Genomic DNA, 11,678 nt, shown 5'->3' on the forward strand with positions numbered 1-11,678 from the left:
AGATCATTTCAGGATTGGAGGAGATCAACATGTTCCGAGTTATGATTATCATATGCTCATTCCTTCTGCTAACAGGCTGGGAAGCTCAGTCAGAGCCCCCGCAGATACCTACTGCGGATGTGCTAATCGATGCTGGCCATGGCGGGATTGATGGGGGAACCCATTGGAATAAAATTATGGAGAAAGATATTAACCTTGCCATTTCTCGTAAGCTTTATTTGCTTTTGCGCAGCAAAGGGCTTAAGGTCGTTCTTAACCGCACTGGCGACTATGCCCTAAGCGACGATAACCGCTGGCATCTTACACGATCAAGACATCGCCGTGATTTGTCCCAGCGGAGAGGCCTATCTGAGGAAATAAGCCCCGCTCTGTTTGTAAGTATCCATGTGAATTGGTCGCCTAAGGGCGGCAAGCGAGGGCCGCTTGTTATTCATCAATCCGAAGGTCGAAGCGCATTGCTCGCAAGTTTTATTCAGAATAGTCTCAATCAGCAGCAGGGCCTTAGGCGACGACTCCCCATGGAGGCGAAAAAGTACTATTTGCTTAACCGGGTACAGCTCCCAAGTGTTATCGTAGAAACGGCTTTCCTAAGCGACCCGATGGATAGAGCGATGCTTACTTCTATTCCAGGCCAGAATCGTCTGGCGGCAGCCATAGCTAACGGAATTATCGGTTATCGCTGTCTAGCTCCATGAAAGGCGCGGGTAAGGGAAGGAGCTGCGATAACGGAACGAAGGTAGCGCTCCCCTGAAGCTCGGGGATAACATTCTTCAATACACCTGATGTGTTAAGACCTGATGGTCCAACATGCCCAATGACAACGCAGCGTTCATTTTTCTTCAAGAATTTCTTCAGGACAGCAATCTGTTTCCTCACATGTCTCTGTGTATACACATCATCTAGGAATACATCATTATGTAAGGTAAATACACCTAGATCCTTTGCAACTTTCGGTATTACAGTCTGGTAGGATGTCCGGCTATCTAAGAAAAATAATCCTTTCTCCTTGCACACTTGCAGTACTATCTGCATGACTCTTTTGTCCGATGTAGCTCTTGATCCCATATGATTGTTCATGCCCACCGCATGCGGGACATCAGCGATTGCAGCTTCGACTCGTTTACGAATTTCATCGTCCGTTAAATCCGTAGTAATCGCTCCTGGACCCAACCAGCTCCGTGAGCCTCTGATCGGTTCCATAGGAAGATGGACAATAACATCATGTCCTTTGCGGTGAGCGGCCTCTGCATCCTGTCTGGTGCTAGGCAAAAAAGGCATTACAGCTACTGTCAGCTTAATCGGCAGCTCCAGCATTTGCTCCGTGCCTTTCATTCTATTTCCCAAATCATCGATAACCACCGCGATTTGCCTAACAGGCTTGTTCGATGTTACGGAGTCTGGTGTTGCTGCATCGGCTGTTAACCCTCCACAGACGATTCCTGTAAATATGGTTACGGCTATTTTCCAAACCTTGATGCGGTTAACTAGTTTCAATGGCTTTTCCCTCCAAGCTAATAGTAAATCAAATGCACCCCTTCTCTTATAGCATTTGTAAAATTGGTAAAATTTATGTACCTGGGCACGTAAGAACAGTTTCTCACGTGCATTTCGTTTACTTTCATTACTATTCTGGTTTCAATCCTGCCGCTTGACGTATTTCATTGGCAATCCGATGAATTTCATCTTTTTCTTCTTTGCTTTGCGCTGCTGCCCAAGCTGGCTGGAGATAAAGCTTGATGATTGCATTCGCATCTTTCGTTGTTAATGCTGATTTCGTAGGTTCAGACGGAGATGGCGGTTTTACAGCTTCAATGGGGGATGGAGATGATGTGGCCGAGGCTTCTAAAACAGCGGGAGCATAACTTGTCACCTGTGTTATAAATTTCGCCTTATCTATACCGGAGCCCGGACAAGATTTACCTGATTGCATTTCCCTGTGAAAATGAATGTTTGAAGTGCTTAAGCTCCACCTTTCCATAATTCCGCGGCATAATCCCAACGTTGTGTGTAGCTGCGCCCCTTTCAAAACCTCCGCCCCTGCATCGAAATTACCAATCATCTCGAACATGAACGGATGAACGCCATCTCTGTCCGAATCGTTATGGTTATAGGCAGACGCGGGTGGATTCAATAGGGAGCGCCCTTCCCAAATATAACCGTTAGGATCTATAGTCGCATGCTGGGCAATGTCCGAAAATTTTCTTGTTGCTGTATGGAAACGCCACATCGCCTGAATCAAGGACTCCTTATTCGATGCCTTCCGGTAATCTGCTATTGTCGGCTTCCAGGTGCCATGTACGTGAATCCCATTGAACCGCACCTTATTCACATAATTATCTAAGACAGCAAGAAATTCAGGCAACGTGTACCGATGAAAAGCTGCATGCTTAGCCATCATGTCCCTCCTCTCAGCTTGTCATTTATAGCTTATGCCTGTCACTGTTCAGTGTCCACTGCATTTGCCTAAATGAACCAGCTCATAGAAAAAAACATAACCGTGCATACATACCGACTGCCCGTTAAGCATGCTTTATTATAGAAAAAATAGGAAATCCCCGCGAACCCATAGGCTTTGCGGGGATAGCTTTTTTACCAACTTACTTTATCGTGCTTCATCACGGTTTCTGCCGCGCATGCCGGCTAATCCAATTAGCCCTAGGAGACCAAGCCAGCCCCAGTCGAAATCATTATCTCCTGTCGCGGCTGCTCTGAAATTGTTTGCCCCAGCCCTTGCACGCGTACCATTCGCTGTACCGTTCATTCTATTCGTGTCGTAAGCACCGTAGTTATTAACTGTGCCATTGCCTACCCCTGTACCCACAACGCCATCTACACCTGTTCGATTACCGATTGTTCTGTCGAGCATCGTGTTGCCGCCATTAGCCATCGTTCCATTGATCCCCGTATAGCCGCCGTAAGTCGTGCCACCCGTTGTGTGTTCTGCAAACGCTGGAACCATGAGAATCAAGGAGAGGCATGTAATTACAGAAAAGCTGGAAAGAAATTTTCTCAAGACTGAACCTCCTCAGAAGTAATTGTTTTGACCTCCATAATCTCTCCCGCAGGGTTCAAATTATTCAAAACAACTTCTAACAGTCACGATGGACAACAAAAACCGCTAATCTATAGAAGTACACTTACAAAGTGGTTTGTTGTACAATTACCATGAACATCGAATGGGGGCCCATCATGATTAAATCACTCATCTTAGTTGGTCTAATTATTCTTTCTTTCCTATCTCCAGATAACTCTGATGGATCAAGCAGCGGCTCCGAGCTTAAAGCGGATAAACTCAAAGCGCCAGCTAATGGAAAGCTCTCGGTCTACTTCCTTAATATCGGGCAAGGAGATGCAACTTATATCAAAACAGCAGCTGGGGACGACATCCTAATCGATGCCGGTAAGAACCAAGCTGGGGAAGTCGTAGTCAATTACCTAAAGCAGCTTGGAATTGATGATATCGAGATTATGATCGCCACGCATCCGGATGCGGATCATGTTGGCGGACTAGACACTGTATTAAAGAGCTTCAAGGTTGAAGCTGTGTATGCTCCGAAAGTATCGCATACAACCGATACCTTCAGAGACTTTCTTCTTGCGGTGAAGAACGAGGGGCTTTTAATTAAGGAAGCCAAAGCAGATGTTACCCTACCCTTGAAAGGATTAACAGCCAAATTCATCGGTCCTGTTAAAACCTATGATGACGATCTAAATGATTGGAGTGCAGTGCTTCATCTTGCTTATGGGAAAAAAAGCTTCCTCTTCACAGGCGATGCCGAGAAGAAATCAGAAGCAGATATGCTCCAGGCAAAGCAAACGCTGAAAGCAGATGTACTTAAGGTTGGACATCATGGCTCTGTCTCCTCAACTACACCTGCTTTCCTAAAAGCTGTTGTACCTAAATATGCCGTCATCAGCGTTGGCAAGAATAGTTACGGGCATCCAGCGAGCACCATTCTGAATCGACTCAAAAGTGCAAAAGCGACTATTTATCGTACGGATCTGAACGGGACGGTAACCGCAGTAAGCGATGGAAAAACGATTTCCTTTAGGAAGGTGAAATAATGGAACGCGGAATCATTGATCGGTTCGAAAATATGATTGTTGTCATCGAGGTTGATGGATTAACACGAGACTTACCGCGTGCTCTTCTCCCGCGAGATGCTAAAGTCGGGGATGTTGTTTTATTAGATAATGGAGAGATTCGCCTCGATCAAGCAGAAACAATTCACAGACAAAAGGAAATAAAAGGTTTGATGGACGAATTATTCGAATAGCCAGCCTACGCTAATATATGCGAAGAAGGGGACTCAGCTTCAACTCGGACGAAATCCCGAATGAATTTCCCCATTTGTTCGCCATTCCGCCACAGCCTGCGACTACGATTCGATGTTGATTAGACATAATGATCACTACTCCATTATTTTATTAAGAGTTTCTATAGGCAATTGTAACTTCAGTATACACAAAATAAGAGCAGTGAGGTCATCCCCCCTGCTCCTTATTTTTTATATAATTTACGCCACCTTAAAACTATTCGGTTTAAAGATATAACGGTGAATAACCCATTCCGCTATTGCTAATATCGCTGAGATAGTCAATATTTCCCCTAGATTTAAATCCCATTTCATTGAATAAGCTGCGATCCATAAAATAAAAAATCCTAAAACCCCGTCTGAGAAAGTTGCAACCGCATTATTTGTTGACCGCAATATAAGCTGATCTCCCACTACATACGCAATTATAGTCAGGGCCGTAGCTGCAATAGCCGCTTCAAAAAAAGGAACATCCGCAAAGTACATGAGTAACAACACTACAACTGCTCCATTTATAAGCCATTTCAAAATAAACTTCACTATGTTAAACCTCCTTAAAGTGTTCGGCTGATTATCGAAAGAGGAATAAGAGCAGGTGAGGGTGATCGCCTGCTCTCAACAACTGATTACCGATTGAACTGGGCAGATTGTCCAGCTATTTGTTGCTCAGCCATTTGGACCAAACGTCGAGTGATGTTACCGCCGATCTGTCCGGTTTCCCGAGTAATCATATTTCCGTAATAGCCATCCTTGGGAAATTGAATGCCAAGCTCTTGAGCAATCTCAAATTTCAATTGCTCTAAGGCTTGGGCGCACTGAGGAACGAGAAGCTGATTTCTATTGCGATTATTTGGCAAAAGTCTCACCTCCACTATTTACCACGTATTATGCTTCCCACTGTTTCCTCCTATGCATATGATTACCTAATTATTTGATCAAGCTTTTAAATGAAAAAAAGCACCGGTTAGGGCGCTGTTGCTAACTGTATATTTTATCATCCACATTCATTCATGTTCTCATCCTCTGAATTTTGTTGAAGGAATGCCATTTGAACACAAATACCTACACTAAACACTTCACCTGATGAAATTGCTCTAAATCCAGTTGAAAACAAAGTAAAGCTAGTATCTCCTTTATGAACTTCATTACATAAAATACAATAATAATGGATCATACAGTTTCCTCCGTGAATGCATAGTAAGCTTTATATAAACAGAAAGTATATGATTCAAACATTGTTCCGTATCCGCTAATCTCTCCTTAAACAAACGAAAAGGAGTGTCGACGTTAGCCGCACTCCTATAGATGATTTTGTTCTATAGTCAAACTTTCGCTAAATATTCATCGAGTTGATCGAAGGTTCCACCGAATCCTTGCTTCATAGACTCGAACATGCCTTCAAAAAAGTTTCGCTCTTCTTCTGTAGCATTGATCGGACCACCGCGCAGGGTTATCGTTGTTTTGCCTTCTAATTCAGTAAAAGTCAGAAGATTGTGTATTTCCAGCGGGAAAGCAGCGCTGAATGGAGCCCGGACAATGTTGCCCTCCGGATCTGAAAAGGAGTTGACGTATACGATCTTCTCCGGCGACTCAATTTCGTGATATACGAACTTACCCCACATTTCGTAGCCGTCAGGGGACAACATATTGTAGTGGAAAAAGCCGCCCGGACGGAAATCAAACTCAACGACACCCAACTTGAATCCTATCGGTCCCCACCAGTTCTTCAGATGCTCGGCCTCGGACCATACCTTGAACACTAGATCGCGTGGAGCGTCGAAGACCCGGGTAATTACCAATTCATTATCTTCCATCTTCGTTGACATGTTGTTTGTTGCTTTGTTTTCAGCCATTTGTAATCCTCCAAATTTTATTCTTGCATCAAACATACCTCATAGGGAATATATCTGTCAAGGAATATTGTCTGCCAGAGAGCGAGGTAAATGAATATTTAAGGATAGCAAAGAAAATACTTTTACATAGTCATATATCCAAGGAGGTTGCCGTCCTGTTTTCCTCTCGTCATGAAAAACCCAAACAGACTTCTCAAGAAGCATCCAGCTTACCGGAAGTACTCCAACAAGCTTCGAAGTCTGATGACTTTATACAGTACGCACTATCTGAAGATAAGAATGGTTTAACCTTATCGTGTTATCAATCGTTGGTGGATGAAGAGAAAATCAATCGATTTATACTGTCGCCGCTTCAATTGATCGATAATAACCAAATCATTCATATAGAAGAATTAATTCGAATTATTCCTATTAAAGATATTCAGATCAGTTCCGATCCGGCTGAAGTTGAACTGAAACTGACACAAGGCTATATTGCGGTGCAATTAAACAATCATACGTCGCCGCCCTAATTAATACTCAGAATTCCAAAAGAGGATTTAGACAATATAATGACACCGAGAATGAATTCAGCGTAGTTGGTCCAAAGACAGGCCTTGTTGAAGATATACATACGAATATAAATTTGCTGCGAAGGCAAATTGTAACCTCCAAATTAATCTTCGAAGAGATCACCATCGGGTCCCTATCTAAATCTAAGGTAATGATTGCTTACATTGAAGAGATTACCAATAAAGAACACGTCAACACTGCTAGACAAAGATTACAGGAAGTTGATGCCGATGTGGTTTTTGACAGTTCGATACTGGATCAACTCATTTCGGATAATTCGAATAGTCCATTTCCTTTGTTCTTATCTTCAGAAAGAGCAGACCGTGTAGTGTATGCCTTACTTAGTGGGCAAGTCGCCATCTTAAGTGATGGTTCACCTTATGTCATTACAGGACCCTCCACGATTTTTGATTTTTTTATTTCCCCCGAAGATTATTACTTGCCATGGGTTGTAGGATCCTTTTTCCGCCTCATCCGATTTCTCGGTGTTTTCTTCTCTATATTCGCCTCACCCATCTATGTAGCTGTAGTAACCTTTCATTATGTTATTGTACCCGTTGATTTATTAGGTCCACTTATTGAATCAAGGGCTAATGTCCCTTTCCCGCCTATTATTGAAGTCCTATTCTTGGAAATTACAATTGAACTTCTTCGTGAAGCTGGTGCACGCTTGCCTACAAAGATTGGTCAGACATTAGGAATAGTTGGAGGTATCGTTATCGGTCAAGCAGCGGTAGCTGCCGCTTTAACTAGTAATATTTTGCTTATTATCGTAGCACTTTCAGCCTTGGCTTCGTTTACGACACCTATATTTAAAATGTCTAACACGATACGGTTGTTACGGTTTCCATTTATCGTTTTTGCAACCATTTGGGGAGGATTAGGTATTGTCTTTGCGCTAACAATATTACTTACTCATTTATTACGCTTAAAGTCACTTGGTACCCCTTATATGGTTCCGCTATTTCCATTTAGAATCAAACAATTTGCTGATAGCTTCATTCGATCATCCCTTAGTATCACTTCAAAAAGATCAGCATATCTTCGCCCGCAGAATCTAATCCGTTATCGTGTTAAACAGGGAAAGGATGATTATGATGATGATGAGTAAGGCACTCTGTTTATTTTTACTATTAGCCATCATAACCTCGACCGGATGTGAGAGAGCAAGGATAATTGATGATATCGTTATCCTTTCAAGTAAAGGTTATGATTTTAAAGATGGGCGTTTACATGGAAGTGCGGTTTTTTCAACATATGTTAATAAAGATGAACAAGATATTCTTATCGGAAAAGCGGAAACCGTACATGGGCTGTTTATAGAATATAATGATCAAACTTCCTCTCCAATTGAATGGGGAAAAACGATGGTTATTGTCATTGGCCAGCAATTTGCTACGAAAGGGTTATCCGATCTTATTAGTTCCTTGAATAGTGATCAGCAATTGGGGAGCAGTATATTCCTCGTCGTGTCTAATCAGGAAGCCGAAAAAATAATGCAGGTTGAGAAGACAAAACCTCCCTTTTATTTATCTCATTTAATTAAACAAAACATGGAACATAACAATACGCCAACTACAAATTTGCATTCAGCGCTTTATCAATACTTTGGTTCAGGACAAGATGTTTATTTACCCAGTATTAGAATAAACCAACGAGGAGCCATAGAATTGAATGGGTTGGCGGTTTTTCAGAAGGACAGAATGAAATTACATCTCAATGCAGCTGAATCCTTATTTCTAAAGCTGTTAAAAGATGATAAGAAGAGTGGCAAATTTAACTTTCCATTCGGTGAAGGTGAAAGGAAAGTACAATTATTTGGGCAAGCCCTGTCTGGCAGTACGAAGATGTCCGTTAAGAATCTGAAGAACAGTCCACAGATATTATTCAAGCTTTCTTTGAATTGTAAGATTACTGATGTACCCTTAGGGATAAATTTGAACAATAAACGAGATCTTCAATCGATTCAACAGGCTATGGAGCGATACATATCAGAAGATACAAAAAAATTATTAATTAAGTTCCAGAAGAGTAACGTTGATCCCGTGGGGATAGGAGATTTTGTAAGAGGACGAGATAGGGACTGGAAAGAGGATGAATTTGATTCAATTTATCCTAACTTACCATTAGATGTTGAAACGGTGGTAAAGATACTGCAGTCAGGGGTTGGGGAATAGAATGGAGCAGACCATAAAGGAAAAATATTTAGTCTCCACATTTATGACTTTTTTCCTTATTTACTCTTCATTAAAAGGTGTAAGTATTCTTAACTTTCAAAGAATCATTGCAAAGTATGCAGAGCAAGACGCATGGTTATCCGTAATAATTACAGGGTTAAGCGTCCATATTATCATTTGGATGATCTATAAGATGTTATCTCCTTCCAAAGACATACTTCAAATTCACCATTTTTGTTTGGGTAAATTATTTGGGGGAATTCTGTCCTGCTTGTTAAGCGTATATTTTATACTGATTTCGACAATGGTTTTCCGTACGTATATTGGAATACTCCAATTATGGGTATTTCCGTATCCAACATGGGAGCTGGCATTGATTATGATTGCAATTATTTATTACATCGTGTCAGGAGGCTTTAGAGTTCTGGTCGGCTTAAGCTTTATAGGGGTGATCGTTGCCGGAGGCTTACTCCTTTTATTGTTATTCCCACTCCGGCATGCACATTTGAATAACCTGTTACCTGTCTTTAATCATTCTCTTTCGGAAATCATTCAATCATCAAAATCTGCAAGCTTTTTATTCGTGGGATTTGAAACCTTGTTGATTTATCTTCCTTTTATCAGGGATCCCCAGAAATCAAAAAAATGGGCTCATTTCGCATTGTTATGTTACATATTATCAAGTCTACTAATCAGTATTGTAACCATTCTTTTCTTCAGTCAAGGACAATTGCTTGTAACACTTTGGCCTACACTATCCATGACGAAAATTATAGAGATGCCCTTTGTGGAACGGTTCGAGCTTATCTTTATCTCCATGTGGTTATTAGTGATCATTCCTTCCATCTGTATTCCTATCTGGTCCTCTACAAGAATCTTAAAGAAAACGATACATATTAAACCCAATATTACTTTGCCTTTCCTTCTCGCTATTATATTTATTACTACAATTCTGATTGATGAACGCGTAGAGCTAGATGCATTAAATGACTTTATATCGGAAATTAGTTTCTATTTTGTATATGGATATATTCCATTGATCTTTATTCTGTTTTTTATTAAGAAAAAGGTCGTTAAGCGAATCTGAATGGAACACTTACCCATTAAGCCAAAAAAGGAATATGTTAAAGAATGTCGAAATTTAGTACTGAATTACATTTAATTTTGAAGGGGGGAAAAACACTTGTCCGATCCTATGGATCCTATTAAAAAATTAGGAGAACAGTCTATGCAGAGAGATCGTCAACTCAATTTTAAGATGCCAAAAGTTTTAGAAGCTAAAGATGTTAGTTCTCTATCTGTAAGGAACTATCAATTCGCTGACTATCAATATGAAGTTATCATGAAGTCAATAAATGAGTTCGAAGCGACACTCGATGACAATTTGGAAGTTGCGGTTCAGCTAGCAGCATTTGGGCAATCAATCGTATTGCAGGTAAGTAGTATTGGATATAGCAACCCATCGCTTATACATTTCTATGGTTACGTGAATGGAACTAAGTCAGAACTAATTCAGCACGTTAGTCAACTTAGTTTTCTTTTGACTACCGTCCCAAAATCAAACCCAAACGAACCTGCTAAACGTATAGGATTCGTAATTGGAGAGAAAGATGATTAATTCCATGGCTTCCAATTCCTCCGTACGCTCTCCCTAACTCTTTGTTCGTTCATCCTCTTAAGGAGATAGTACCTATGGCGTTTTCGTTGCAGGAAGTAAAAGCAAAAAATACATATTCACAATAAATAATTATTGGGTAGTTCATGTGCTGGGCGACACTAAAATAAAACCCCTTACTGGGTAAGGGGTTTCCGGTTTGATAGTATGGTGCGGCCAAGAGGACTCGAACCTCCACGGCTGTTACACCACTAGAACCTGAATCTTGAAAATGTCGTTTGGGCGGTCACTCTGCGTGTCGGATTCATCGGCTTTAAACCCAATCAGGACAAGGGATTTCAGCTGATGTTTCTGATTTTTTTGTGATACGTTCGAGGTATTGCTATCGTACTGAAGTTAGAAGAAATGTTAGAAAGAAATACGAGTTAAAGTGGCGTGTCCTGCAGTCCAATGATATGATCAAATTATCAAATACTCGGGGGTGTTCTCCTTGCAATGGCAGGAAGTTAGACAGTTGTATCCCGATCGCTTCGTGAAAATGCAAATCCTAAAATCTCATATTGAAAATCAGGTCAGATATGTTGAAAATGTGGCCGTCATCCAAGCCTTTGACGATGAGCAGACCGCAACCAGAGAACTCGTTCGCTCGAAAGATGATGTGCTTGTCTACCACACAGGCAAAGAAAAAATCGAAATCGAAATCAAGCCGCTATTCGGATTCAGAGGAAGCTATGATAAACATCGAATATAGGGACGGTCTGCTGTTCACTTCATTGGAGATTGAGTTTAGAGGCTCCCGGAAAATCATTGACAATATAGTCATCGACACGGGCGCTGCGGAAACGATTCTTTCGCCCGACGCAGTCGAAGATATTGACTTGTTTGCCGAGTCTGACGACTTTGTTCATTCATTCTACGGTGTCGGCGGCAGCCTGCACAACTTTTTCTCCAAATCCGTTGACAGTGTGCTTTTGGGAACGGCTCGTTTAGAGGAAATAAAATTGGACTTTGGTATGATCGATCCTCATGGCCATATTAATGGACTACTTGGATTGGATATTCTAATCAAATTCAATGCTATTATAGATTTAAAAAGGTTCACTTTATCACTCGATAACCTTGAATAGAATATTCAAGCCTTTTAGTAATAAAAAATTATCGCCTT

15 protein-coding genes and 1 pseudogene are annotated in these 11,678 nt (G+C 41.3%); 9 read left to right on the forward strand and 7 right to left on the reverse strand.

Annotated elements, in window-relative coordinates; translation table 11 throughout:
* Positions 1 to 29 precede the first annotated feature (29 nt).
* Positions 30 to 695, forward strand: a complete 666-nt coding sequence (locus tag ACESLK_RS06645) for an N-acetylmuramoyl-L-alanine amidase family protein (RefSeq protein ID WP_372663743.1) — start codon at positions 30 to 32, stop codon at positions 693 to 695.
* On the opposite strand, the gene ACESLK_RS06650 is transcribed toward ACESLK_RS06645, so the two are convergent.
* From ACESLK_RS06650 to ACESLK_RS06660, 3 genes are all read right to left on the reverse strand, one after another.
* Positions 667 to 1,494 carry a divergent polysaccharide deacetylase family protein gene (locus ACESLK_RS06650; protein ID WP_372663745.1) on the reverse strand — a complete coding sequence of 276 codons (828 nt, stop codon included), beginning with the start codon at positions 1,492 to 1,494 and terminating at the stop codon, positions 667 to 669. The two genes, ACESLK_RS06645 and ACESLK_RS06650, sit on opposite strands and share 29 nt — an antisense overlap.
* A gap of 130 nt (positions 1,495 to 1,624) precedes the next feature.
* Positions 1,625 to 2,395: a peptidoglycan recognition protein family protein gene (locus ACESLK_RS06655; protein WP_372663747.1), complete on the reverse strand. Its 771-nt coding sequence runs from the start codon at positions 2,393 to 2,395 to the stop codon at positions 1,625 to 1,627.
* Between the two features lie 207 nt (positions 2,396 to 2,602).
* A complete protein-coding gene (locus ACESLK_RS06660) occupies positions 2,603 to 3,013 on the reverse strand; it encodes a WGxxGxxG family protein (RefSeq protein ID WP_372663749.1) in 411 nt (136 codons plus the stop codon).
* Positions 3,014 to 3,189: 176 nt separating this feature from the next.
* On the opposite strand from ACESLK_RS06660, the gene ACESLK_RS06665 reads away from it, so the two are divergent.
* Both ACESLK_RS06665 and ACESLK_RS06670 read left to right on the forward strand, forming a co-directional pair.
* Positions 3,190 to 4,065, forward strand: coding sequence for a ComEC/Rec2 family competence protein (locus ACESLK_RS06665; RefSeq protein WP_372663751.1), 876 nt, complete (start codon positions 3,190 to 3,192; stop codon positions 4,063 to 4,065).
* Positions 4,065 to 4,277: a DUF3006 domain-containing protein gene (locus tag ACESLK_RS06670; RefSeq protein WP_372663753.1), complete on the forward strand. Its 213-nt coding sequence runs from the start codon at positions 4,065 to 4,067 to the stop codon at positions 4,275 to 4,277. Before ACESLK_RS06665 ends, ACESLK_RS06670 begins: the two co-directional genes overlap by 1 nt.
* Before the next feature lie 240 nt (positions 4,278 to 4,517).
* Here the strand turns inward: ACESLK_RS06670 and ACESLK_RS06675 are convergent, their stop codons facing one another.
* The 4 genes from ACESLK_RS06675 to ACESLK_RS06690 form a co-directional block, all read right to left on the reverse strand.
* Entirely contained in the window at positions 4,518 to 4,856 is a 339-nt protein-coding gene (locus ACESLK_RS06675; protein WP_372663755.1) for a DUF2512 family protein, read from the reverse strand.
* A gap of 86 nt (positions 4,857 to 4,942) precedes the next feature.
* The gene (locus ACESLK_RS06680) at positions 4,943 to 5,173 is read right to left on the reverse strand and encodes an alpha/beta-type small acid-soluble spore protein (RefSeq protein WP_372663757.1); all 231 of its coding nucleotides are present in this window, start codon (positions 5,171 to 5,173) and stop codon (positions 4,943 to 4,945) included.
* Between the two features lie 137 nt (positions 5,174 to 5,310).
* Positions 5,311 to 5,490, reverse strand: a complete 180-nt coding sequence (locus ACESLK_RS06685) for a DUF3973 domain-containing protein (RefSeq protein WP_372663759.1) — start codon at positions 5,488 to 5,490, stop codon at positions 5,311 to 5,313.
* A 148-nt stretch (positions 5,491 to 5,638) separates the two neighbouring features.
* Entirely contained in the window at positions 5,639 to 6,169 is a 531-nt protein-coding gene (locus ACESLK_RS06690; RefSeq protein ID WP_372663761.1) for an SRPBCC family protein, read from the reverse strand.
* Between the two features lie 155 nt (positions 6,170 to 6,324).
* Between ACESLK_RS06690 and ACESLK_RS06695 the strand changes: the two are divergent.
* The 6 genes and pseudogenes from ACESLK_RS06695 (at position 6,325) to ACESLK_RS06720 (ending at position 11,640) form a co-directional block, all read left to right on the forward strand.
* Positions 6,325 to 7,832, forward strand: a pseudogene (locus tag ACESLK_RS06695) (spore germination protein).
* Positions 7,816 to 8,898, forward strand: a complete 1,083-nt coding sequence (locus ACESLK_RS06700; protein ID WP_372663763.1) for a Ger(x)C family spore germination protein — start codon at positions 7,816 to 7,818, stop codon at positions 8,896 to 8,898. The pseudogene ACESLK_RS06695 and the gene ACESLK_RS06700 overlap by 17 nt, the downstream one beginning before the upstream one ends.
* Position 8,899: 1 nt before the next feature.
* Positions 8,900 to 9,985: a GerAB/ArcD/ProY family transporter gene (locus ACESLK_RS06705; protein WP_372663765.1), complete on the forward strand. Its 1,086-nt coding sequence runs from the start codon at positions 8,900 to 8,902 to the stop codon at positions 9,983 to 9,985.
* Positions 9,986 to 10,081: 96 nt separating this feature from the next.
* Positions 10,082 to 10,516: a DUF6173 family protein gene (locus ACESLK_RS06710; RefSeq protein ID WP_372663767.1), complete on the forward strand. Its 435-nt coding sequence runs from the start codon at positions 10,082 to 10,084 to the stop codon at positions 10,514 to 10,516.
* Positions 10,517 to 11,003: 487 nt separating this feature from the next.
* The gene (locus ACESLK_RS06715) at positions 11,004 to 11,264 is read left to right on the forward strand and encodes a hypothetical protein (RefSeq protein WP_372663768.1); all 261 of its coding nucleotides are present in this window, start codon (positions 11,004 to 11,006) and stop codon (positions 11,262 to 11,264) included.
* Complete coding sequence (locus tag ACESLK_RS06720) at positions 11,245 to 11,640, forward strand: aspartyl protease family protein (protein ID WP_372663770.1); 396 nt, start codon at positions 11,245 to 11,247, stop codon at positions 11,638 to 11,640. Before ACESLK_RS06715 ends, ACESLK_RS06720 begins: the two co-directional genes overlap by 20 nt.
* The last annotated feature ends 38 nt before the right edge of the window (positions 11,641 to 11,678 follow it).

This window comes from Cohnella sp. (genome assembly GCF_041640265.1).
GTDB lineage: Bacteria > Bacillota > Bacilli > Paenibacillales > Paenibacillaceae > Cohnella.